The organism is Amycolatopsis sp. MtRt-6, from assembly GCF_017308975.1.
Classification (GTDB): Bacteria; Actinomycetota; Actinomycetes; order Mycobacteriales; family Pseudonocardiaceae; genus Amycolatopsis.
Genome location: NZ_JADWPD010000057.1, coordinates 1 through 22188 on the forward strand (window position 1 = coordinate 1; position 22188 = coordinate 22188).

At 69.6% G+C, this 22188-nt stretch carries 23 protein-coding genes; 7 read left to right on the forward strand and 16 right to left on the reverse strand.

The window, feature by feature from the left end:
• Positions 1-165 precede the first annotated feature (165 nt).
• The gene (locus I4Q55_RS48095) at positions 166-675 is read right to left on the reverse strand and encodes a M48 family metallopeptidase (protein ID WP_013223146.1); all 510 of its coding nucleotides are present in this window, start codon (positions 673-675) and stop codon (positions 166-168) included.
• 230 nt (positions 676-905) lie between these two features.
• On the opposite strand from I4Q55_RS48095, the gene I4Q55_RS48100 reads away from it, so the two are divergent.
• From I4Q55_RS48100 to I4Q55_RS48110, 3 genes are all read left to right on the forward strand, one after another.
• The gene (locus I4Q55_RS48100) at positions 906-1952 is read left to right on the forward strand and encodes a ThiF family adenylyltransferase (protein WP_206797693.1); all 1047 of its coding nucleotides are present in this window, start codon (positions 906-908) and stop codon (positions 1950-1952) included.
• A 60-nt stretch (positions 1953-2012) separates the two neighbouring features.
• Positions 2013-3353: an AarF/ABC1/UbiB kinase family protein gene (locus I4Q55_RS48105; protein WP_206797694.1), complete on the forward strand. Its 1341-nt coding sequence runs from the start codon at positions 2013-2015 to the stop codon at positions 3351-3353.
• A gap of 163 nt (positions 3354-3516) precedes the next feature.
• Entirely contained in the window at positions 3517-4404 is an 888-nt protein-coding gene (locus tag I4Q55_RS48110; protein WP_206797722.1) for a hypothetical protein, read from the forward strand.
• A gap of 248 nt (positions 4405-4652) precedes the next feature.
• Here I4Q55_RS48110 and I4Q55_RS48115 read toward each other — a convergent pair whose 3' ends face one another.
• From I4Q55_RS48115 to I4Q55_RS48140, 6 genes are all read right to left on the reverse strand, one after another.
• A complete protein-coding gene (locus tag I4Q55_RS48115; protein ID WP_206797695.1) occupies positions 4653-4838 on the reverse strand; it encodes a hypothetical protein in 186 nt (61 codons plus the stop codon).
• Positions 4835-5701, reverse strand: a complete 867-nt coding sequence (locus I4Q55_RS48120; protein ID WP_206797696.1) for a bifunctional 2-polyprenyl-6-hydroxyphenol methylase/3-demethylubiquinol 3-O-methyltransferase UbiG — start codon at positions 5699-5701, stop codon at positions 4835-4837. The genes I4Q55_RS48115 and I4Q55_RS48120 overlap by 4 nt, the downstream gene beginning before the upstream one ends.
• Positions 5702-6091: 390 nt before the next feature.
• Positions 6092-6346, reverse strand: a complete 255-nt coding sequence (locus tag I4Q55_RS48125; protein WP_206797697.1) for a hypothetical protein — start codon at positions 6344-6346, stop codon at positions 6092-6094.
• Positions 6343-6699, reverse strand: coding sequence for a WhiB family transcriptional regulator (locus tag I4Q55_RS48130; protein ID WP_242548064.1), 357 nt, complete (start codon positions 6697-6699; stop codon positions 6343-6345). The genes I4Q55_RS48125 and I4Q55_RS48130 overlap by 4 nt, the downstream gene beginning before the upstream one ends.
• Positions 6700-6850: 151 nt before the next feature.
• The gene (locus I4Q55_RS48135) at positions 6851-7108 is read right to left on the reverse strand and encodes a hypothetical protein (RefSeq protein WP_206797698.1); all 258 of its coding nucleotides are present in this window, start codon (positions 7106-7108) and stop codon (positions 6851-6853) included.
• Between the two features lie 206 nt (positions 7109-7314).
• Positions 7315-9399 carry an ATP-dependent DNA helicase UvrD2 gene (locus I4Q55_RS48140; RefSeq protein WP_307793505.1) on the reverse strand — a complete coding sequence of 695 codons (2085 nt, stop codon included), beginning with the start codon at positions 9397-9399 and terminating at the stop codon, positions 7315-7317.
• A gap of 65 nt (positions 9400-9464) precedes the next feature.
• On the opposite strand from I4Q55_RS48140, the gene I4Q55_RS48145 reads away from it, so the two are divergent.
• Positions 9465-10193 (forward strand): DUF4191 domain-containing protein, encoded by a 729-nt coding sequence (locus tag I4Q55_RS48145; protein WP_206797700.1) that lies wholly within the window; start codon positions 9465-9467, stop codon positions 10191-10193.
• A gap of 167 nt (positions 10194-10360) precedes the next feature.
• Here I4Q55_RS48145 and I4Q55_RS48150 read toward each other — a convergent pair whose 3' ends face one another.
• Positions 10361-10750 (reverse strand): RDD family protein, encoded by a 390-nt coding sequence (locus tag I4Q55_RS48150; protein WP_206797724.1) that lies wholly within the window; start codon positions 10748-10750, stop codon positions 10361-10363.
• Between the two features lie 269 nt (positions 10751-11019).
• Between I4Q55_RS48150 and glnA the strand changes: the two genes are divergently transcribed.
• On the forward strand, positions 11020-12444 hold the full coding sequence (gene glnA, locus I4Q55_RS48155; RefSeq protein WP_206797702.1) for a type I glutamate--ammonia ligase: 1425 nt from the start codon (positions 11020-11022) through the stop codon (positions 12442-12444).
• Positions 12445-12599: 155 nt separating this feature from the next.
• On the opposite strand, the gene I4Q55_RS48160 is transcribed toward glnA, so the two are convergent.
• From I4Q55_RS48160 to I4Q55_RS48195, 8 genes are all read right to left on the reverse strand, one after another.
• On the reverse strand, positions 12600-13832 hold the full coding sequence (locus I4Q55_RS48160) for a site-specific integrase (RefSeq protein ID WP_206797704.1): 1233 nt from the start codon (positions 13830-13832) through the stop codon (positions 12600-12602).
• 35 nt (positions 13833-13867) lie between these two features.
• The gene (locus I4Q55_RS48165; RefSeq protein ID WP_206797707.1) at positions 13868-14053 is read right to left on the reverse strand and encodes an AlpA family transcriptional regulator; all 186 of its coding nucleotides are present in this window, start codon (positions 14051-14053) and stop codon (positions 13868-13870) included.
• 18 nt (positions 14054-14071) lie between these two features.
• Complete coding sequence (locus I4Q55_RS48170; protein WP_206797708.1) at positions 14072-15709, reverse strand: replication initiator; 1638 nt, start codon at positions 15707-15709, stop codon at positions 14072-14074.
• Positions 15709-16095: a hypothetical protein gene (locus I4Q55_RS48175; RefSeq protein ID WP_206797709.1), complete on the reverse strand. Its 387-nt coding sequence runs from the start codon at positions 16093-16095 to the stop codon at positions 15709-15711. The genes I4Q55_RS48170 and I4Q55_RS48175 overlap by 1 nt, the downstream gene beginning before the upstream one ends.
• Positions 16092-17651, reverse strand: coding sequence for an FtsK/SpoIIIE domain-containing protein (locus tag I4Q55_RS48180; protein WP_206797710.1), 1560 nt, complete (start codon positions 17649-17651; stop codon positions 16092-16094). The genes I4Q55_RS48175 and I4Q55_RS48180 overlap by 4 nt, the downstream gene beginning before the upstream one ends.
• A 338-nt stretch (positions 17652-17989) precedes the next feature.
• Entirely contained in the window at positions 17990-18238 is a 249-nt protein-coding gene (locus I4Q55_RS48185) for an AMED_5909 family protein (protein WP_206797711.1), read from the reverse strand.
• Positions 18222-18524, reverse strand: a complete 303-nt coding sequence (locus I4Q55_RS48190) for a hypothetical protein (RefSeq protein ID WP_206797712.1) — start codon at positions 18522-18524, stop codon at positions 18222-18224. The genes I4Q55_RS48185 and I4Q55_RS48190 overlap by 17 nt, the downstream gene beginning before the upstream one ends.
• A gap of 527 nt (positions 18525-19051) precedes the next feature.
• A complete protein-coding gene (locus I4Q55_RS48195) occupies positions 19052-19519 on the reverse strand; it encodes a hypothetical protein (protein ID WP_206797713.1) in 468 nt (155 codons plus the stop codon).
• A 196-nt stretch (positions 19520-19715) separates the two neighbouring features.
• On the opposite strand from I4Q55_RS48195, the gene I4Q55_RS48200 reads away from it, so the two are divergent.
• Both I4Q55_RS48200 and I4Q55_RS48205 read left to right on the forward strand, forming a co-directional pair.
• Positions 19716-20558: a GntR family transcriptional regulator gene (locus tag I4Q55_RS48200; protein WP_307793507.1), complete on the forward strand. Its 843-nt coding sequence runs from the start codon at positions 19716-19718 to the stop codon at positions 20556-20558.
• The gene (locus tag I4Q55_RS48205) at positions 20555-21229 is read left to right on the forward strand and encodes an HAD family hydrolase (protein WP_206797714.1); all 675 of its coding nucleotides are present in this window, start codon (positions 20555-20557) and stop codon (positions 21227-21229) included. The genes I4Q55_RS48200 and I4Q55_RS48205 overlap by 4 nt, the downstream gene beginning before the upstream one ends.
• Positions 21230-22188 lie beyond the last annotated feature (959 nt).

Consider the following 22188-nt stretch of genomic DNA (forward strand, 5'->3'; position numbering starts at 1 on the left):
ATCCGGGCCAGCAGCTCACCGATGCCGACGGCGCGGATCTGGTCGGCGCGCAGGCTGATCGTGCCGCGGCCGAAGAAGTACGACGGCTTCGCGTGCACGACCACGCTCGCGCCCTCCCGCAGCGGCGACCCACCGAAGCAGGCCACCCCGGCGGCCATCACCCGCTCAGTCCTCGGTGGAGATCCCCCACCCGGCGGCGGCCGACAACCCCTCGAGGTACCCGATCGCCCGTTCCGTCTTCGGGTACCGCTGCACCAGCGCCCAGAAGGCCGCGTCGTGCCCGGGCTCCCGCAGGTGCGCCAGCTCGTGCACCAGCACGTAGTCGAGCACCCACGGAGGCACCTTCCGCAGCCGTTCGCTGACCCGGATGGTCGCGTCGACCGGCGTGCAGGACGCCCACCGCGTGCGCATCGGCGGCACCCAGCGGACGCTCGCCGGCACCGCGGTGCCGCCCAGGTACTTGCCCGACAGCAGCGCGCAGCGCGCGAGCAGGGCTTCGTCCGACGTCTTCGGGGACGCCGGCCGACGTGGTTCCGAGCGCTGCAGCTTGCGCTCCATCTCGGCGACCCAGTGTTTCTCCTCCGCCCTGGTCATCCGCGCGGGGATGAGCACGACGAGCGTGTCGTCGTTCCAATACGCGGTGACCGTCCGGTGCCGGCGCTGGCTGCGCCGCACTTCGACCTTGTGTCCGGGTGTGTCCGACGGGGGGTTCGTTTCCCCCCGGCCTCTCAGTGAGGGCATCCGTGCTTCGACCACCCGACAACGGTAAGGCCAGGCACCGACAACTCCGAGCGTCTTGAGGTCACAGACCCGAGTTGTCCACAGCCGGTTCCACTTGTGGACAACTCGGCCGTTCCGGCGCCTTCCGCGGCCTTCCGGTCGCCGCCGGGTGCCATCCTGCGGACATGATCCTCGACACCGCGGACATGCCACCGGTCCTGCTGCCGGCCCACCCCGCCCTGCTCCCGGGCCTCACCGTGCTCGAACGCGGCCCGCGCGAGATCCAGATCGGGCTCGACCCGCGCCACGGCGTGATCGTCGAAAACCTCTCCCCGCGCCTCGCCGCGAAGCTGCGCGCCCTCGACGGCAGCAAGCACGTCGAACGGCTTCTGCTCGCGGAGAGCGAACACCGCGGCCAGTGGCGGACACTGCTGCGGCAGCTGACCGCGCTCGGCCTGGTCACCGACGCGGGCCGGCCCGACGGCCCGGGCTTCCGCGGCGAGCCCGGCCTCTGGTCGCTGCGCGCCCGCCACCACCAGCCGGCCATGGCGGGCCGCCGGCGCGCCGCCGCGGTCTCCGTACACGGCGACGGCCGGGTGGCGGTGGCGGCCGCCGTCCTGCTGGCCAACGCCGGCATCGGGCACGTCGAGCTGCAGGTACCCGGCACGGTCACCGAGCACGACGTCGGCTCGGGCTACACCGACGCGGACCTCGGCCGGCCCCGGCGCCAAGCCCTCGCCGACCTGCTCCGCCGGGTCGATCCCGAGGTGCGCGTCACCCGCCTGCACGACCGCTACCCGGACCTGGCCCTGCTCACCGACGCCGTCGTCCCCGCTCCCGAGCTCGTCGCCGAGCTGATGGCGGACGGCGTCCCGCACCTGGCGGCGCGCGTCCGCGACGGCACGGCCATCGTCGGGCCGCTGGTGGTGCCGGGCCGCAGCTCGTGCCTGCGCTGCGCCGACCTGCACCGCACGGAACTCGACCCGTGCTGGCCGCGCGTCGCCGGGCAGCTCGCCGGGCGGCACCAGCGGCCCGACCTCGGCGCGGTCCAGTCCTGCGCGTCACTGGCCGTCGCCCAGGCCATGCGGCTGCTCTCCCCCGGCGCGCCGGCCCCACCGGTGTGGAACGCCACCCTCGAGATCGACGCCTTCGCCGGCCGGATCCGCCACCGCGCCTGGCCGCCGCACCCGAGATGCGGCTGCGGCGCGCAGGAGGTGATCCAGGCGACGTAGCCCGGCAAGACGTCGCTCGCAGGCTGCGCGCCGCCGAGGCCGCAAGGCAGAATCGCCGGTGTGACCGACTTCCGCGACCCAGCCGATCGTGACACCGCGATGCCGCGCAAGGGTGCCGCCCGTACCGCCAAGCTCGCCAGTCTCCCGCTCGGCATCGCCGGGCGCGCGGTCGGGGGCTGGGGCAAGCGGCTCGCGGGGCAGAGCGCGGAACAGGTGAGCGCGACGCTGTCGGCGAAGGCCGCCGAGCAGCTGTTCGAGGTGCTCGGCACGCTCAAGGGCGGCGCGATGAAGTTCGGCCAGGCGCTGAGCGTGTTCGAGGCGGCGGTGCCGGACGACATGGCGAAGCCGTACCGCGAAGCGCTGACGAAGCTGCAGGCCGCCGCGCCGCCGATGTCGGCCCGCCAGACCCACCGGGTGCTCGCCGAGCAGCTGGGCCGGACCTGGACCAGCCGGTTCGCGTCGTTCGACGACGAACCGGCCGCGGCCGCGAGCATCGGCCAGGTGCACCGCGCGGTCTGGCACGACGGCCGCGCGGTTGCGGTCAAGGTGCAGTACCCGGGCGCCGACGAGGCCCTGCGCAGCGACCTGCGGCAGCTGCAGCGGTTCAGCAGGCTGTTCCAGGCGTTCGTGCCCGGCACCGAGGTCAAGCCGCTGCTGGCCGAGCTCGCCGAGCGGATGAACGAGGAGCTCGACTACCAGGCCGAGGCCCAGCACCAGCGCGCCTTCGCGAAGGCGTTCGACGGCGACCCCGGCATCCTGGTGCCGCGGGTCGTGGCCAGCGCGCCGAAGGTCGTCGTGACGGAGTGGGCGACCGGCATCCCGCTGTCGAAGGTGATCGCGGACGGCGACCGCGAGACCCGGAACCTGGCGGGCCGGCTGCTGGCGGAGTTCCACTACTCGTCGCCGGAGCGCGTCCACCTGCTGCACTCCGACCCGCACCCGGGCAACTTCATGATCACCGGCGACCACAGGCTGTGCGTCATCGACTTCGGCGGTGTCGCCCGGCTGCCCGAGGGCATCCCCCGCCACCTGGGCGAGATGACGCGGCTGGCCCTCGACGGCGAGTCCGCCGGGCTGATGCGGCTGCTGCGGGAGAACCGGTTCATCCGGCCGGACAGCGACCTGACCGCGGACGAGGTGCTCGCCTACCTCGCGCCGTTCACCGAGCCGCTGGCGGCGCCGACGTTCCACTTCACCCGCCGCTGGATGCAGAAGCAGGCGGGGCGGGTGGGCGACAGCCGCGGCAACGACTTCCGGGTCGGGCGGCTGCTGAACCTGCCGCCCGAGTACCTGATGATCCACCGGGTGACGGCGGGGTCGACGGGCATTCTCTGCCAGCTCGACGCGGAGATCCCGGCCCGCGGGATCGTGGAGCGCTGGCAGCCGGGGTTCGCCGCCTGAGGTTGTCCACAGGCGGGGGTGCGAACGGACGGATTCGGCCGAGTTGTCCACAGCTGAGGTGGAGGGGGTTCCACCCGGTTGGCCGAGCCGCCATGCTCGGAGCATGACAGCTACTCAGTGCACCGATCCGCTCGCCCTTCGTAATCCCGGTGGGGGCGAGGTGATGAACCTCGAACAGCTACGCCGGGCCGGGGTGTCCGACCGAAGAACCCGGCGGCTCTGCGGCCCCGGCGGGCCGTGGCGCCGCCTGCACCCCGGTGTCGTCCTCCTGCGCAACACGGCCCCGACGCGGCAGCAGCTGCTGCACGCCGCGCTGGTGCGCTACGGGCCGGGGGTGGTGATCACCGGTGCCGACGCCCTGCAGGCCCACGGCGTCAAGTGCCCGGCGCCGAGCGACATCCAGCTGCTGGTACCCGACCACTGCCGGGTGGTGGCGTGCGAAGGGATACGCCTGGCGCGAACGGCCCGATTACCGGAGCCGGTGCTGGTCGACGGCCTGCCGTTCGCCCCGCCGGCCCGCGCGACGCTGGACCTCGCCCGGTCCGAACCCGACCCGGCGCACCTCCGCCACCTGCTGACGTTGCCGCTCTACTGGGGCCTGTGCGACCGGCAGGAGCTGCTGACGGAGCTCGAACAGGGCCCCCAACGCGGCACGGCGACGGTCCGCAAGGTGCTCCGCGAGCTCGACGAGGGCCCGATCCAGGCCCACGGCCTGGCGACGCGAGTGCTGGACCTGGCCCCGCTCCCCCCACCGAGCTGGGACCTGACGATCTGCGACCGCCGCGGCCGCCGCCTCGGCGAGGCCGACGCCTGGTGGGACGAGATCGGCCTGGCCTGGCAGTACCGCTGCAGCCCGGGCCACGGAGGTGGCTTCAGCCACCTGGCGTTGGCGGCCACGGGAATCGTCCTGGTCAGGTGCACGGTGCGGCAGCTGCGCCAGGTCCCCAAGGAGGTGGCCCAGGAGCTGGCCAGGGCATTCGGCGAAGCGTCCCGCGCACCCCGCCCGAAGGTCCGAGCGGTCCCGATGACACCCACCGGAGACGCCGCCTGACCACAACCCGGCCCCACCACCCGCGTGTCGACCCCCCAATCACACGAGATGCCCCTCCAATCACGCGAGATACCCCGCCAATCACGCGAGATACCCCTTCAGTCACACGAGATACCCCTTCAGTCACACGAGATACGGCCCCAATCACGCGAGTACCGCCTTCAATCACGCGAGACGCGGCCCGGGGCCACCGATCCGCCATACCCGTGGCGCACCCGCCCGCCTTCACCGAACCGGGAGAGCGATGATCACCAATACTCGTCCGGCAGCTTGCCTTCGATGTCGCGCGCGTGCCGGCGCGCGCAGTCCGGGCACAGCCACTGCACCCTGCCCCGTTCACGGGTGGCAACCCACGCGAGCGCCGTAGCGGGATCGTCGTCGTCGGTGCGGGTGCGGCCACAGCGCGTGCACGTCACCGGTTCCGGCGCGCTCACCGGGACCGTCCACTGTGGATGACCTTGGCGCCGAGCAGGTACAGGTCGTCACGGTGGCCGAGGAAGTCCGGGCTCCGCGGGTCGGTCAGCACGGCAACCGCGGCGCGGTCGTCGGCGTCGAGCCACTCCCCGGCCGACTGCGCGAACCACCCGACGCGGTGCACCACGTACTCGCGCAGGAGGTCCGAGCCCGGCATCGGGTGGTCGATGAGCGCGCCGAACGACTCGACGTCCTCGAGGCCGGCTTCGCGCAACGCGCGCGGCCAGCCGTAGGGCATGGCGACGCTGCCCGGGATCCCGGCCCGCATCCGCGCGAACCACGAGGCCCGCGCGGCCAGCAGCCGCTGTTCCAGCCCGGGCCGGCCGACGCCGAGCTCCCACGGAAGGCAGCGCATCTCCAGCCCGCCCTCGGAGATGGCGAGCATCCCACCCGGACGCAGCAGCCCGGCGAGCGCGCGCAGCGTGGCCTGCTGGTCACCGACGTGGTGCACCACGCCGGAAGCCCACACGAGATCGGCGCCGGGCACGGCCAGCGTCGGATCGGTGAGGTCCCCGAGCAGGCTGACAACCTCCACGGAGCCGCCGGCCGCCTCGGCAACGGCCCGCTCCGCCTCGGCGAGCAGCTTCGGAGTGGCATCGACGAGCACAACGGTGCCCCCGGCAGCCCGGCCGAGCTCGCGCGCGAAAAGCACACTCATCCCCCCAGCCCCACACCCGACGTCGACAACGGTCGGCCGCTCGGCCACCGAGCCGAGCAGCCGCCGCGCGACGGGCGCGAGCGCCTCGGCATCGAGGGCGTCGGCCATCCGCAACTGGGCCAGGCGGTCCGCCCAGTCGATGTCATCGTGGCTGTGTCCGGACATCACCCCATTCAACACCGAGACACCCGAAGGAGGCCCCGACGATCCGGGCGACACGGGGATCGGCACGACCACTAGCCGGGGGTCGGCGCACCGGCGCGCCCCGCCCGCAAACCCGCAGGCGCCCTCGATCGCACGGGCAACCCACCCGGCGGCACGAGCCCGCGCGGACGCAGCCGGCATCGACCCTCAGCCACGCGCGCGCCGGCAGGCACGGTTTCCAGCCACCGCACCGGCGGCACGAACACGAGCACACCAGCCCGCACCCAACTCTCAGCGAACACGGGCTCCAGCCACCACCCCGGCGGGCGCGAGCCACCCCCTGTCGGCCTCCGGACCCTGCGGCAAAGCGCAAGCCCCCACCGCCCGGGAAGGGGCGGCAGGGGCCTGCGCTCAGTCCTGTGCCTGGTACCGCTCCGCCCGGCGGGTGGCCCATCGGGCTACTCGCGTCCAGCGGCGGACCGCACGCGCGCCACCCCGGGCGCGCTGGGCGCGGACGCCCTCTTCCAGGTCCCGTATTCGGGCCCTCGACAGTTCTTCGTAAAGCAACATCTCGCTGATCTCCTCGATCTCGGTCTTCGTCAACTGCAGCTGCTCGCTGCGGGGGTGGGCTTCGTAATCCCTCGTGGTGACCGGCTCGACGCTCATGCGGCGGCGCTCCGGTGATCGCCGGCGGCCTTGGCCGCGGCGGGCTCGACGGTGGCGTTCTTGCGCGGACGGCCACGGGGCCGCTTGCGGGCGATCACCGCGCCGCGCTCGAAGATCTCGCCGCCCCATACGCCCCACGGCTCGCGGCGAGCCAGGGCGCCGGCCAGGCAGGCCTCGCGGACCGGGCAGTCCGCGCAGTGCGCCTTGGCGCGCTCGAGCTCGGCCGGGGACTCCGCGAACCACAGGTCCGCGTCGCCCGAACGGCAGGGCAGCGCGACGTCGGGGACGGCGATCGGGTCGAGCAGGTCGGCGAATATTGCCTCACCGGAGGTGTAGGCGATGGCCGAAGACATGGTGGTTCCTCCTTGTGCCGTACGGGTTTTCGGTTGGGTGCTGGAGCTGGGCAACGCTGGTTCCTCTTGGGTTGTGCAGCCAAAAACACGAAGGCCGCGGATCCGGGTTATCCGGTTCCGCGGCCTTCGTGAGCCTTGAGTCCTGACTAGGTCAGGAACTTCGCTCCCGTATCGACAACGGAACACGGAACTGCTTGATGGTCGGCAGATCGGCCTGCGGGTACGCGGCGAGAACGCCCTGCGTCCCGAAGACGACGACACCGGTGGCCCAACGACGCGAGACGCGCCGCGTGCCACGGATCTCGTGAGCGCTCACGGACACACCAGTGCCCGGGCGCTGAGCAGCCACAACTTCGGCGGCGCAGGACAGACGGGTGCCCGGGTTCGTGAGCGTCATGTTGATGGTCATTTCACCGGCACCTCCTTCTGTACTCTGCGCACGCGTCCGCCGGGCGGCGCTTCCAGTTGATCCCCAGTCGAGCCCTTCGGGCTCGGTACTGGCAGGTTATTGCTCTCCACCACACCGGTGCAACTCAATTAACGGGAAAATCCTCGAAGTTACGAAGATCGCCGCTGAGCAGCGGGTTCGCCGCGTCGATCATGGTTTGGACGCGGTCAAGACTCCGTCGAGGCCCGGACGACGCCGAGGATCTCCGCGCCGAAGCGCTCGAGCTTCGTCGCGCCGATGCCGGAGATCGACACCAGCGCCGCCTCGTCGGCCGGGCGCTGCTCGGCGACGGCCATCAGCGTCGCGTCCGTGAAGACGACGAACGCCGGCACCTTGAGCTCGCGAGCCCGGTCGGCGCGCCACGACTTCAGCCGCTCCAGCAGGTCCTCATCCACTGTGGACGGGCAGCGGCCGCAGCGGCCCAGCTTGACGTCGAGGGTCTCCAGCAGCGGCCCGCCGCACACGCGGCAGCGCGTCTTGACCGGCGTCGACGGCTTCTGCTGCGACCGGGCGACGCGCGCGGCCGGGTGGTCCTCCGGGACCAGGCCGTAGAGGAACCGGCTGCGCCGCCGGTTGCGGCGCGCGCCCGGCGTGCGGGCCAGCGCCCAGGAGAGCCACAGGTGCTCGCGGGCCCGGGTGACGCCGACGTAGAACAGCCGCCGCTCCTCCTCGATCGCCGCTTCGTCGCCGTCGGCGTGCAGGATCGGCATCGTGCCCTCGGCGAGGCCGACGAGGAACACCGCGTCCCACTCCAGGCCCTTCGCCGCGTGCAGCGACGCCAGCGTCACGCCCTCGACCGTCGGCGGGTGCTGGGCCGCGGCGCGCTGGTCGAGCTCGGCGCAGAACCGCGGCAGGTCGGCGTCGGTCACCGTCGAGGCGAGCTCCTCGGCCAGCTCGACGATCGCCAGGAGGGCGTCCCAGCGCTCCTTCGCCGCGCCACCGGCGGGCGGTGACTCGGTCAGGCCGACCCGCGCGAGCACCGAACGCACCGTCGTGACCAGGTCGGAGCTGCCGTCGCCGCTCGCCGCCCGCAGGGCGGACATGGCCTGCCGGACCTCCGTCCGGTTGAAGAACCGCTCGCCGCCGCGGACCAGGTACGGGATGCCGGCGTCGGCCAGCGCCGACTCGTAGGCCTCGGACTGGGCGTTCACCCGGTAGAGGATCGCGATCTCGCTCGCCGAAACGCCGCCGTCGAGCAGGTCGCGGACCCGGCGGGCGACGGCCTCGGCCTCGACCGCCTCGTCGTCGAACTCGGCGAACCGCGGCTCCGGCCCCGGCGGCCGCTGGCCGATCAGCTTCAGCCGCGAGCCCGCCGGGCGGCCCCGCGCCGCGCCGATCACCCGGTTCGCCAGCGCGACGACCTCGGGCGTCGACCGGTAGTCGCGCTCGAGGCGGACGACCGTGGCGTCCGGGTAGCGCCGGGTGAACTCGAGCAGCGGCCGCGGCGACGCGCCGCCGAAGGAGTAGATGGTCTGGTTGGCGTCGCCGACGACGGTCAGGTCGTCGCGGCCGCCGAGCCACGCGTCGAGCAGGCGCTGCTGCAGCGGGGTGACGTCCTGGTACTCGTCGACGACGAAGCAGCGGTAGCGGTCCCGGAACTCCTCGGCGACGGCGCCGTGCTCCTCGAGCACCGCCGTCGTGTGCAGCAGGAGGTCGTCGAAGTCGAGCACCTGCGCGGCGTTCTTCAGCTCTTCGTAGGTCCGGTAGACCTCGGCGACCTGCGCCGCCGGCGCCGGGATGTCCCGCTGGGCGCGCGCGGTGACGGCCGGGTAGTCGTCCGGGCTGATCAGCGACGCCTTCGCCCACTCGATCTCGCTCGCCAGGTCGCGCAGGACCTCGACCTCGGTGCCGAGCTTGGCCCGGTTCGCGGCCTGGCCGACGTAGCGCAGCTTGTTCTCCAGCAGGTCCCACGGCCGGTCGCCGACCACGCGCGGCCAGAAGTACCGGAGCTGGCGGCGGGCGGCGGCGTGGAACGTCAGCGCCTGCGCGGCGTCGACGCCGAGGCCGCGCAGCCGCGTCCGCATCTCCCCCGCCGCGCGCGTCGTGAACGTGACAGCGAGGACCTGACCGGCGGAAACGTGCCCGGACCGGACCAAGTGGGCGATCCGGTGCGTGATCGTGCGCGTCTTGCCCGTGCCGGCGCCGGCCAGCACGCAGACCGGCCCCCGGGGGGCACTGGCGGCGGCGCGCTGCTCGGGGTCGAGGCCATCGAGCAGACGGTTCAGGCTCCTGGGTGAAAGTACGCCGGTCACGTCCGGCATCCTCGCAGAGGGGGACGGGGAAACGGGGCAGGGGCACGCGGCCGTATCCTGGTCATATGGCGGGTAAGCAGGACAAGGAAGCGGCCAAGCAGGCCAAGAAGGAGAAGCGCGCGGCGAGCAAGGCGCGCCGTGGCCAGCTCTTCGAGGCCTTCAAGATGCAGCGCAAGGAAGACCCTTGGCTCATCCCGTGGATGCTCGGGGCGATCGTCGTCGTCGCCGGCGTGGCGTTCGGCATCGGCTTCTTCTTCGACGTGCAGTGGGTGCTGCTGCCACTGGGCCTGATCCTCGGCGCCCTGCTCGCCATGATCATCTTCGGCCGGCGCGTCCAGAAGACGGTCTACTCGAAGGCCGACGGCCAGCCCGGCGCCGCGGCGTGGGCGCTGGAGAACCTCCGCGGCCGCTGGAAGGTGACGCCGACCGTCGCGGCGACGACGCAGCTCGACGCGGTGCACCGGGTCCTCGGCGGCCCGGGTGTCGTGCTGGTCGCCGAAGGCGCGCCGCACCGCGTGAAGACGCTGCTCGCCCAGGAGAAGAAGCGCGTCGCCCGCCTGATCGGCGACACGCCGATCTACGACGTGATCATCGGGCACGAAGAGAAGCAGATCCCGCTGAAGAAGCTCCAGGGCTACCTGATGAAGCTGCCGCGCAACCTCAAGCCGGCCCAGGTCGACGCGCTCGAGGCGAAGCTCACCGCCCTCGGCAACCGCGGCGCGGCGCTGCCCAAGGGCCCGATGCCCGCCGGCGCGAAGATGCGCAACGTCCAGCGGACGATCCGCCGCCGCTGACCCTCGCGCGTGAAAAGGCCCCCACCCGGATCCCGGGTGGGGGCCTTTTCACGCTCGGCACGGGCGCCGGGGGGCGGCGGCGCCCCGGACAGCGCGGGCGGCCGGCCGCACCGGGATCCGCGCCGGCGGGCAACAGCGGCGCCGAACCGCGCGTCGCAGGCGCCCCTTCAGCGCATCCGGATGACGACGGTGCCGGTCAGCCGGTCGAGCCAGCTGCGGCCGTCGGCGTTGCGGACCGCCGCCGGGATGAGCACGAACGTCAGCGCCGCCCGGACCAGCGCGCGCAACGGGCCGACCAGCGCGGCGCCGTCGAGCCGCGCGACGCGGATGCCCACCACGGCCATCCCCGGGGTGAAGCCGAAGAAGCCGGCGGAGATCACCGAGATGGCCGCCCACACGCCGCCGGACCAGAGGTTGAACTCCTGCATCGCGGCCGGGTCCTGCAGGCTGGGGTGCAGGAAGATGGCCGTGACCAGGGCCGCGACGGCCAGGTCGACGATCAGCCCGAGCAGCCGCGCACCCCCGCTCGCCGCCGAGCCGACGCCCGATTCGGGCAAACCGAGCTTCTCGCCAGGCCAGCGCGAGCCGTGCTGATCAGTGCCCTGGCCACCGTCGCCGGTGCCGGGTAGCCATTCGCCGGTCCATCTCGCCACCCGTCTAGGGTATGCCGGTGGCGCGGACCACATCCGACCTGGTCGGATACCCGATATCGACCACCCGTTAACACCGGCGAAACATACGGGTGACGGTCGGGCAACACCGCACTTTTAGCGTGAGCCGAAGAGAGCACTGCCGTACGAGCTCGAACGAGAAGGAGTCACCGAGGGTGCCCACTACTCCAGACGACATCCAGCGCCTCATCGCCGATGAGGACGTCGAAGTCATCGACGTCCAGTTCTGCGACCTGCCCGGCGTGATGCAGCACTTCACGGTCCCCGCCAAGGCCTTCACCGAAGACGTCTTCGAAGAAGGTCTCGCGTTCGACGGCTCCTCGGTGCGCGGCTTCCAGTCCATCCACGAGTCCGACATGCTGCTGCTGCCGGACGCGGCGACCGCGCGGATCGACCCGTTCCGCAAGGCGAAGACCCTCGCCCTCAACTTCTTCGTGCACGACCCCTTCACCCGTGAGGCGTACAGCCGCGACCCGCGCAACATCGCGCGCAAGGCCGAGCAGTACATCTCCGAGTACGGCGTCGCCGACAACGTCTACTTCGGTCCCGAAGCCGAGTTCTACATCTTCGACTCGGTCCGCTTCGACTCCGCCGAGCACGCCTCGTTCCACGAGATCGACTCGATCGAGGGCTGGTGGAACACCGGCGCCGACGAGGTCGGCGGCAACCAGGGCTACAAGACGAAGTTCAAGGGCGGCTACTTCCCGGTCCCGCCGGTCGACCACTTCGCCGACCTGCGCGACGACATCGTCCGCAACCTGCAGGGCTCCGGTTTCGAGATCGAGCGCGCGCACCACGAGGTGGGCACCGCCGGCCAGACCGAGATCAACTACAAGTTCAACACGCTGCTGCACGCGGCGGACGACCTGCAGCTGTTCAAGTACATCGTGAAGAACACGGTGTTCGCGGCGGGCAAGACGGCGACGTTCATGCCGAAGCCGCTCGCCGGCGACAACGGCTCGGGCATGCACTGCCACCAGTCGCTGTGGAAGGACGGCCAGCCGCTGTTCCACGACGAGTCGGGCTACGCCGGCCTGTCGGACACCGCGCGCCACTACATCGGCGGCCTGCTCAAGCACGCGCCGAGCCTGCTGGCCTTCACGAACCCGACGGTGAACTCCTACCACCGCCTGGTCCCGGGCTTCGAGGCCCCGGTTTCGCTGGTCTACTCGCAGCGCAACCGTTCGGCCTGTGTCCGCATCCCGATCACGGGCAACAACCCGAAGGCCAAGCGCGCCGAGTTCCGCTGCCCGGACTCGTCGGGCAACCCGTACCTGGCGTTCTCGGCGATGATGATGGCCGGCCTCGACGGCATCAAGAACAAGATCGAGCCGCCGGAGCCGATCGACAAGGACCTCTACGAGCTCCCGCCCGAGGAGGCCAAGGACGTCAAGCTCGTCCCGGGCGACCTGGGCACGGTGCTGGACACGCTCGAGGCGGACCACGACTACCTCCTCGAGGGCGGCGTGTTCACCCCGGACGTGATCGAGACGTGGATCTCGTACAAGCGCGAGAACGAGATCGACCCGCTGCGCCTGCGCCCGCACCCGTACGAGTTCGCTCTGTACTACGACGTCTGATCGGCGCGGGGCTTTGACCAGGTATTTCACTGGGCCGAGTCCCCGCCAGGCCGTCACCAGGCCGTGAAGGTCACCAGGTGACGGCCCACCAGACACGGGACGGCGGTCGAGGGGAACACCCCGACCGCCGTCCCGTTCCTTATATATGCGTCGCCTCACGCGGCGTCCCTTCGGCGGAACACCTCATCGATGGCCCGCCGCGTCCGCTCCGAGCTTGACGGCATGAGATGCGTGTAGACGCGGAGCGTGAACGCCGGGTCAGCGTGCCCCAGGTACTCGGCGAGTGCCCGGATGCTCTCTCCTGCGTCCAGGAGCGCCGAGGCATAGAAGTGCCGGAGCGCGTGGAAGCCGTCCGCCCGGACCGGCGCCTCCACCCCGGCCGCCCGCAGCGCAGGCTTCCAGGTGTGGTGGTTGAAGGAGTGCCGGTGAAGCTGGTTGCTCTCTCGGGTGTAGACCAGCAGCCGCACCGTCTCCGGCTTGCCGTCCGGAACCTCCCACGGCAGCGTCACGGCCAGCGGCGGGAACCGCTCCATGTGTTCCTCGATCGCCGTCCGCACCTCCGTCGGCAACGGCACCTCCCGCGTCTTGCGGTGCTTGGGCAGCGCGAAGACCATCCGCCCGCGAACGATCTTGACCTGACGCTCCACCCGCAGCATGTCCGAGCCGGTCGTTATGTCGTCCGGTGACCAGCCGAACACCTCCCCTTGGCGGAGCCCGCAGCCAGCGCCGAGCGGGACCATGACGCCGTACCGGTCTCCGAGCGTCCGACGAACGGTGTGCACCCGCGCTTCCGGCCACGGGACGACCTTCGGGTACTCCCCGCGCGGCTTGGTGACCGACTTGGCGTTGCAGGGGTTCTTGTTGATCCGTTCGTCGTCGATCGCCGCCGCGAAGATTGCCGAAACATTGGCGAATATCGTGCGACGATAAGTCTCGGCGAGCCCTTTCTTTTGCAGAGCCCGATCCCACTCACGAATGGTCGACGGCCGAATATCGCGCAGCGCCTTATCACCGAGCGTCGGATAGACGTGCAGCTTGAGCCGAAACTCAGTTCCCTCTCGACTCGATTCGTCGAACGTCTGGGAGTTGAGCCAGCTCTCGCCGAACTCGCGGAACGTCATCCGGCCGGCCTCCGGGTCGAGGTAGGTCCCTTGCGTTTTGTCGTTCTCGACCTTGTACAGGAAGGTGCGCGCGGCCGACAGTTGCCGGTCCGGGTACATCTTGGAACGCTCGCGCCCGTCCGGGTCCAGGTAACGCACCTTGTACCGCAGGCCGACGCCGTACAGGTCGGACTTCTCCTTGACCGGCTTACCCTTGGCGTCGAGGACCGGTTTCTTGGTTTCCGGGTCGACTTTCGGCCGATACCAGCGATCTTGAATGTGCCCCATGGCAGACCTCTCCCCTTGTTCGAATTCAGAAAGATTCAGGCCGCGTCAGCGAACCAATTGCGGACTGCCACGGGGTCATAGCGAAGATGCTTACCCATCTTTCGACCCGGCGGACCGTATCCACGCTTCCGCCACGCTCGGACCGTCTCGACCGATACATGCAGGAAAGACGCTACGTCATCGAGCGTCCAAAGCCGCTCAATACTCGTCACCTTGTCCATACCCCTCCCCCTTCGAGATCAGGCCGCGAGCTGAGTTGCCGAAGTTTCCGGAACGTCCCCTGGTGGTCCGGCGGCGGCGAGTAGGGCCCGGTCGTACTCGGCCTTCCACGTGATCCGCTCCGCGATTGCCCGCATGACCAGGTGCGGGCGGGGCGGGACCTGCGGGTCTCCGGGTTCGACCTTTCGCCAGATCAGCCGGGCCGGGTCCGGTTGTGGCTTCTCGATCCCGATCGCCGCCAACGCCTGAGCGACGAAGGCTTTCCGGTCGGCCTTGTGGTCGTCGAGGGTCTTGCCCGACCACTTGCGCGAGACCAGCACCCGCCGTCCCGGCAGCCCGAGCGTCGTCCGCCGATGCGCCCGCCCCTTGCAGTGCCCCGGCGTGGTCTTACTGCTCGCGCCCTTGGGCTGCACCCCGTACAGCAGCCAAACCGCGCAGCGCGGCGAGCACGGCGTCACCGACAGTTCGGCGTGGAGCCGGTCGTGGTGATCCCGCAGCCGCGCCGTGTCCGCCTCGACCACCTCACCGGTGGACTTGGTCAGGTACTTCGTGAGGTAGCCGATGTGGCGGCCAGCCTCCTCCGTGCCGCCGAGGATGCCCTTCGAGTGCACCTGTCGCCCGAAGGTCACCACGTGCGCCGGGTCCTCCACCTCTTCTACGGCGTCGTCCCAGGTGGTCAGCGGTTCCCGGGTGTCCGGGTCGAGAAACGCGCGGGTGTCCGGGTCCCAGACCGGCAGCCGCTCCCCGTAGACGATCTGGTCGTGCGACGGCCACCAGACCTGGTGATAGGTGGCTTCGGTGACCTGCCGGATCACGTCGTGCGGGATCGCCCCGCGGATCGCCGCGTGCAGATGCGGAGCCGTCCGCTTCTGCGGCTCGACCGTGGCGAAGTACTGCGCATCCCATCCCACGACTCGCCGCAGGTTCTGCCACCACCGATCCACCAGCGCTGAGAAGTGCACGGCATCCCGGGCAGCCCGCCGGTAGTCATACCGGGCAGGGTCGACCGGGGAGCCGTCTCCCCGGACCGGGCCGTAGGTGTCGCACGTCAGCGTGACGAACATCGACGGCCGAAACTTCCCCGCGAACTCGCGCCCGACCGTCGTCTTGGCGACTTTCCGCCGGGGCAGGTTCGGCGCGTCCTGCCGACGACGGGTCGACCGCTTCACCGCCCGCTTGGTCGGCACGTCGAGGGCAGGCAGCCGACCGCGCATCCCGAGTTGCCGAAGTTCCGCATCAACCCCGGCAACCTCCTCCCGCAGCTCCTCCGCTTCCGCCTGGTCGTGCTCGACCACCTCCCGGTAAGCCGCTACCAGGTCCGCCCGGTAGGTCAGCAGCTCCTTGTGATCCTCCGAGGGCGGCTCGGCGGTGAGGACGGGTTCTTCGGTCATGTGCCAGCCCTCGCGGCACTGGGCCTGCCGAAGCGCCTTCGCCTTCCGCGCACACGGCAAGCACACCGACTCCACCGTGGAGCCGCACGGGACCGGGACGTAGCGGAGTTCGCCGGTCTCGGTGTCGCCGACTTCCATGGTGAACGGGCGGACGCAGACGCCGTGCTTCTCCGCCGTCGCACGAATGACGTCAGCAGCGAGAGGTGTACGCATCCGTTCGGCCCGCGTCCCGGCAGCGGCCGGCTGGGTCTGTTGCTGGTCGGTCATTAGGCGGCCGCCTCCCCGGGGCAGGACCATTGCCGGAGCTGGAACACGGGCATGTCCTGCCGGGCCCCGGCGGGCAGGTCTGGGAACACCGCCGGGGCGTAGGCGACGCCGCTGTACACCTCCACGGGAATGCCGCACGGAGTCCGGCCCCTGATCGACAGGTGTACCGAGTTGCCGTCCGGGGTGCGCCAGAGCGAGGCCGACACGTCATCAAGCGTGTTCGCCCAGGTCAGCAAGGCCCCGGCAATGTCGGGGAGCTGGTGGGCGTCGAGCTGGACCGTGAGCGGGTCCGACCAGGTCCGAACGGTCAGCGTCGCCACCGGCGGGAGCTGGTGCAGGTCGAGGTGGTCCCGGATCGTGTCGAGGAAGACCATCAGCCGGTTCACGCCGCCACCCCCTCGCCGCCGAGCGCGGGACGAGCCGTACCGCCATTGGTGACGTAGTGCTCCAGCGCCTTCACGGTCTCGTCTGACACCCAGCCCGCTCGGATGCGCAGGGGTTCGCGGATGCCCTCGCCCCACACGAACCCGACACCGGCCTCGGAGTCGCCGATGCGGTTGGCCCACGCGCCCCGCTCATAAGCGCCATCACCGAGCACCATCGGCACGTGCGTCTTGGAGGTCACCCGCAGGCAGACCCGGCGGGTAAACAGCTCCCGCACGGGAACGGTGTCCTTCGTCGGCTCCTGCACATAGCCGCGCACCGAGATGTTCAGCGCGCGGCCTTGGGTGTTGAGCAGCGCCACCCGCTCGACGATCTGTTCCCGGGTCTTGCGGTCGGTGTACTTGGTCAGGGCGCCGATTTCGTCGAACTCCAGCAGCTCCAGCGGGTACTCCGTCGACAGCGGGATCGTGCGGACTCGCCCGGCGAACTCCCGCTTGCGGGACTCCATCTCCTCCACCAGGCCGTCCAGCACCTCCAGCGCGTCCTTCCCCGACACCGCGTAACGAGTGAAGATCCCGCGCCCGTAGGCCAGCTCCATCCCCTTCGGGTCGATCCCGGACATACGCACCAGACCCGAGCGGATCGCCGGAGCAGCCGACACCAGCGGGCACCACATCACGCTGTTCTTTCCCGCACCCGAGGCTCCAGCGGTCAAGCAGTGCGCACCGGAGCCGAGCAGCGGCACCCGCCAGTCGTGCCCGTACTCGGTCCGACCCGCCCACACCCGCCGCAGGTCCACCGCGGACTCCTCGACCGTGACCAGCTCGGGAACGGCCGGGGATTGCACAACCGACGCCAGTTGGTCCCGGCGCTGGAAGTCGACCGACACCACGTTCGGCTCCAGTTCCCGCACCTGACACCGGGCGACCTTCCGCGCCGAGGCCAGCGCACGGGCCGCGTCGTCGAAGTCCTCCGGCTTCTGGCCGGGAACGAGCCGAACCCGGACCTCATCCCACGACGGGCCCGAGCGGACGCCGAGGACCTTCGGCACCTGCACCCCAGACTGCCGGGCCGTCGCCCGAGAGGCTTTCCGACGACCCACCAGGTTCACGGTCACCTCCACCGGCAGCGCGGCATCCCGCACGCTCAGGCCACAGGCGTGCAACCAGCCCGGCAGCTTGAGGTGATAGACCGCCCAGCGCAGCCACCACGACCGCAACGGCCGGCCGCACCACTGATCGAACGAGGTCACATCGAGCAGCCGCCACACGCCGAGGATCAGCGCCAGGCCGCCGAGGTTGACCACGAGCCAGACCCAGCCGACCCAGACGCACCACAGGTAGACCGCGATCACGGTCAACGAGGTGCGCCAGTGGATCACTACCTGCGAGAACAGCCAGAACACGACCTTGCACGCCCACCACAGGGCGACGAACACGACGACCATGGCGGCCAGCGCCTCAGCCATCGACGCCAAGGCGCGCCCGATCTTCGCCAGCACCCACACGCCGAGACCGAGCCCAGCCAGGGCGATCACGAGCATTCCGGGAGAGGTCATCGCCGACCACCACCCAGCACCGCCGAGAGATCCAGCGGCAACGCCCCCAGGCACGGGGCGCACTTGGTCTCACCCGGCAGCAGCCGAGCGAACCGCTTGCATTCCGCGCAGCGCGAGCGGGTGACCCCCACTGGCGCGCGGTTGTTGCCATCGTCTAGCGTCTGCATTGTTCACACCCCACGGTTGTGGACAGCGCAGGAGCGGCATGGTTGGTAGCCGAGTTTCCGCTTCTGCGCCTTACGGTTCCGCGTCACCCGCACGAGGACGCGTTTCATCGCCGCACGTCATAGCGCGCGTTTTTCGTTGCAGTATTTGACTGTTGGTGTGTCTACACGGGACTATTCAGACTTCGACTTGCTGGCCTGGATCTCTGCCGCCACCTCCCCCGCCTTCCGCCGCTCATACCCCGCCCAGTACAAAGCCTCGTGGTGATGCCCCCGGTCGACGTCGGCAACCTTCTCGTACATCCGTGCGTTCGCCTGCCGGAATGCCAGCCACACTGCGGGGTTCGCGTCCGGCGCCGGAAGACGCTCCGTTGCGATCTCGTGCGCGTCCCGCAGGGTGCGCGGCTCAGCCGACTTCGCCATCACGCGCCAACCGATCCGTCGCGCGGGCTTCGAGGAGTGCCGCCAGGTCCTCCGCTCCGTCGCGGAGTTGGCGAAGGAACGTCACGCACGCCGGCCACATCGCCGGGTCGTCCGGCGGCCGCAGCATCACCACGCACGGCGCCCCCGCGAGCACCAGCATCGGCGGATGCGTCGGCTCCCAACCAGTCTCCTCGACCGCCAGTTCCGCCTCCGACCCGACGATCCACGTCACGCCGAACCCGTCCCACCCAGCTTCCGCCGCGTTCTGTTTCTCGTCGTGCGCCATGTCCCTGAACACTTTCCCCATGCCGAAGGCGGGTGTCCCACTTGTCGGCTTGAATCTCGAATGCCTCAGCGGCGGAGATGACGGCCGCGCGCGCCCAGGCCGGTAACGGAACTTCGGCCGCAAGATCACGCCAAGCTGCGGCAACCGCCCGCGACACCTGGGGCACGTCGACGTCCGACGCACCCGCGTAGCGCGTGTAGGCCAGCTCCCAAGCTCGCACCCGCTCCCACCGGCTCATGTGATCTCCCCTGGTCGTTGGGCCGACTCGGCGCGGTCGAACTCCATGCGCGCCCGCCGCTCGAACTCCTCAGCCGCCACGGCCGACGCGTGCCGCGCCCACAACGGAGCGGCGAGATCGGCAGACAAGGCACGCCACGCCACCGCGACCGCGTGGTAGGCGTGAGCAAGACGCCGCACTGCCGCCAGATCGTCAGATGCCGACCTCATCGCAGCGAACAGTGCGGACGTTTGCTCCGCGTACGCCTCGTTCCACCGAGCGACCGCCTCACGCGACGGCCGCCCCGCCATCACGCGGCCTTCTGCTGACCACTCTGGCCGGCCGGGGTCTTCGCGGCGGCCTGCTTGGAGCCAGCACCACTACCCGGCTCCCGCATCCCGGTGGCCCGCAGTGCCCAGCCTTGGTACTTGAACTTCTCGCCCATGACGCGCGGCTCGACCGTCAGGCCCTCGAACACGACCGGTCGGAAGTCGAACCCCTGCATTGCGGCCGGGGGCGGGACGGGCTGGACCCGGTCGAGCAGGGTGACCGTGGCCGACTTGTCGCGGTCCTTCTCCGCCGACGGGTCGGTCACCGTGACCTTCCACTGCGGAAGGCCGGTCTGCTCGTCGATCTTCTGCTTGGCCTGCTTGCCCCGGGCCTTGTCCTCGTTGGAGACGTACTCCATGTCCGGCGTGACGGGGCCAACGATCGCTGCCCCGGCCGGGAACACGGCGTCGTGGTCGATGTCGAAGCGCGTTCCGCGCGGTACTGCCATGTCGGTTCTCCCTGGTCAGGCGCCTCACTCGGCGCTGCCTATCGTGGCTGACATGGTCAGGTTAGCCAGGTTGGCTAGCCAAGTCAAGCAAGCAGAGAAATGCCTAGGCTGCTAGGTCGCCTAGACAGCTTGCGTCATGGTCGGCGACAATGTTTGACAACCAGCCACCCTGGATGTCAAAGAACGGAGAGGCGCCGTGGCACTGGACCCGGACGACCCGAGGCCGCCCTACGTGCAGGTGGCGAACGCGCTGCGCGCAGCGATCCTGACGCGGAAGTTCACGCCAGGCGACAAGCTGCCATCGCGGAACGAGCTAGCGAAGACGTACAACGTCGCGCCCATGACCGTGCAGAACGCCATCCGCGAACTCCGCGACGAGGGTTTGATCGTCTCGCGGCAGGGCAGCGGAGTCTTCGTGCGCGAGCGCACCGAACGCCCGGTCGGACTCCGGCCGCACATCGAACGAGCCTTCGAGGCCCAAGACGTCACGATCGACTTCGCCGGGTTCTCCGGCGAGACCCTGCACGGCGTCATCGCCGAACCACTGGACAAGATCCGCATCGGCCGGCTCCGGCCCGAGTCGATCACCGTCCGCCTACTGGTGCCGGACCCAACCCAGCCGTGGTCCCTGCCAGTCACCGTCGACGAGCACGCCGACAGCCCGCTGTTCCGAAAGCGCGCCGAAGAGATCATGCGACGCCACACCCTGGCCATAGTCGACTCGGTGACCGAACTCGCCGAGCTGGGACTGGTCAATAAGGCCACCGCCCAGGTCCGCGTCCACCCGGCGCCGCCGATGTTCAAGCTCTACCTGATCAACAACGAAGAGACGTTCTTCGGCTTCTACCCAGTCCGCGAGCACGTCATCAACTTCGGCGGCGAGACCCAGGCGATCTACGACCTGATGGGCAAGGACGCGATCCTCTTCCACCACTCGATCAACGACGACGACACGTCAACCGGCTCGCAGTACGTCGACCAGGCCAAGACCTGGTTCGACAGCCTCTGGAACAGCGTCGCCAAGGACTACCAGCGATGACACCGATCGACGTCCTCGCTCACGCCCGCGCACTACTGCTGGACTTCGATGGGCCGGTTTGCTCGGTCTTCGCGGGCATCCCCGCGACGACGGTTGCCGATCAACTTCGAGACGTCCTCGCCGACGGGGGACATGCTGATCTCCCCGAGGAGGTGGCGATGAGCGCCGACCCGTTCGACGTCTTCCGGTACGCCGCCACGCTCGGCAACGAGGAAGCCCGGTACACAGAGGCCGCGTTCACGGCACATGAGGTCGAAGCCATCTCCAGCGCCTCCCCAACCGAGAGCGCTCACGACCTCATCCGAGCCTGGCACGCATCCGGGCGATCACTCGCCATTGTCAGCAACAACAGCACTCCAGCAATCAACGCCTACCTCGACCTCTACGACCTCCGCCGTTCGGTCGACTTTGTCGCCGGACGGACTAGTCCAGACGCCACACTGCTCAAGCCGAACAGTGCCCTGCTGGACCAGGCCATCGGCGCCCTCGGCGTCGATCGTCGCGAGTCCGTGTTCATCGGCGACTCGGTCAGCGACATCCAAGCCGCACGTGCGGCCGAGGTTCGATCGATCGGGTACGCGAACAAGATCGGCAAGCAGAAACACCTTCGCGCCGCGAAGGCAGATGCGATCACCGCCAGTCTTGTCGGCCTTGCAGCCGTATGTCGATAGCCCGCCGCTGCGTACGTACGTCCGACAGCGAGCACTCTGACTGTGATTTAGACCACAGGCGGCGCCGCATTTCTTGATCGGCAGGCCGCCCCATAGAACGAGGTCAACCGCCCAGAATGTCTACATACATACCCTATTTTTCGGTTGCAAAACACCAAGATCAACGATATTGCACCATTTGACGAACCGGAGCGATTCGCAGGAGAATATGGAAGTCGCCGCAGCCAGCGACGGCAACACCACAGCGTCACCTTCCTTCGGCCGTGATGCATCAGGCCGACAGGTGCCTGATCCTCAGGGGGTCACCCCGAGGCAGAACCAGCAACAACCGAGGTACAGCAGTGGTGAGATTCAACAAAACAGCTGGTAGCAAGCCTGGCAGCCAGTCAGAACTCCGGCAGACGAAGGTTAGGTCCTTTATCCCGCCGGAGACCGCTAACAGTATTGCGCAAGTAGCAAGACTGATCGCAAAGATTATCGACATCTTTAGTCGATAATCTTCTTGGGGTGGGACTAGAGGCAACCTAGTCCCACCCCTCTGCATGATTGCAGCTTTAACAGCCTAGCAGCAAAGCTCCAAAGCAGCAATTAAACACAGGCTGGCTAATTTAACGTCTAGGCGCACGCAAGAAGATAACTGGACACAGGTTCTAAGACTCGTCGTAGTGTTGCTGACCTTTGTCCCTACTCTTACGGGACACTGCACAGCTCTCGCCCGACTTAACTGCACACTCACCTAGTCCTAGCTTGGTGCCGAAGTTGGCTCTATGGGATCAAGGCGCGCCGCCGATGGCGGCGCGCTGGTGCGGCTTGACGACAGCCGAGCGCGCTCGGCGGGTGCGCCGCCTGCGACACGGCGGGCTGCCGCTCCGCTCCGCCCACCGGCCGCGCGGCGCACCCGCCCGGCGCGCTCGGCGTCACCAGCCATCAGCGGCGCACCGGGGCGACAACGCTCCCAA

Excerpts from the sequence above, each read along its gene's own strand:
- I4Q55_RS48100 (WP_206797693.1), top strand. The coding sequence starts at position 906 with ATGATCCTCGACACCGCGGACATGCCACCGGTCCTGCTGCCGGCCCAC.
- I4Q55_RS48130 (WP_242548064.1), bottom strand. The coding sequence starts at position 6,699 with ATGTCTTCGGCCATCGCCTACACCTCCGGTGAGGCAATATTCGCCGAC.
- I4Q55_RS48190 (WP_206797712.1), bottom strand. The coding sequence starts at position 18,524 with ATGGCGCACGACGAGAAACAGAACGCGGCGGAAGCTGGGTGGGACGGG.
- I4Q55_RS48160 (WP_206797704.1), bottom strand. The coding sequence starts at position 13,832 with ATGGGGCACATTCAAGATCGCTGGTATCGGCCGAAAGTCGACCCGGAA.
- I4Q55_RS48135 (WP_206797698.1), bottom strand. The coding sequence starts at position 7,108 with ATGACCATCAACATGACGCTCACGAACCCGGGCACCCGTCTGTCCTGC.
- I4Q55_RS48125 (WP_206797697.1), bottom strand. The coding sequence starts at position 6,346 with ATGAGCGTCGAGCCGGTCACCACGAGGGATTACGAAGCCCACCCCCGC.
- I4Q55_RS48170 (WP_206797708.1), bottom strand. The coding sequence starts at position 15,709 with ATGACCGACCAGCAACAGACCCAGCCGGCCGCTGCCGGGACGCGGGCC.
- I4Q55_RS48195 (WP_206797713.1), bottom strand. The coding sequence starts at position 19,519 with ATGGCAGTACCGCGCGGAACGCGCTTCGACATCGACCACGACGCCGTG.
- I4Q55_RS48145 (WP_206797700.1), top strand. The coding sequence starts at position 9,465 with ATGGCGGGTAAGCAGGACAAGGAAGCGGCCAAGCAGGCCAAGAAGGAG.
- I4Q55_RS48110 (WP_206797722.1), top strand. The coding sequence starts at position 3,517 with ATGAACCTCGAACAGCTACGCCGGGCCGGGGTGTCCGACCGAAGAACC.
- I4Q55_RS48120 (WP_206797696.1), bottom strand. The coding sequence starts at position 5,701 with ATGTCCGGACACAGCCACGATGACATCGACTGGGCGGACCGCCTGGCC.
- I4Q55_RS48180 (WP_206797710.1), bottom strand. The coding sequence starts at position 17,651 with ATGACCTCTCCCGGAATGCTCGTGATCGCCCTGGCTGGGCTCGGTCTC.
- I4Q55_RS48185 (WP_206797711.1), bottom strand. The coding sequence starts at position 18,238 with ATGGCGAAGTCGGCTGAGCCGCGCACCCTGCGGGACGCGCACGAGATC.
- I4Q55_RS48165 (WP_206797707.1), bottom strand. The coding sequence starts at position 14,053 with ATGGACAAGGTGACGAGTATTGAGCGGCTTTGGACGCTCGATGACGTA.
- I4Q55_RS48205 (WP_206797714.1), top strand. The coding sequence starts at position 20,555 with ATGACACCGATCGACGTCCTCGCTCACGCCCGCGCACTACTGCTGGAC.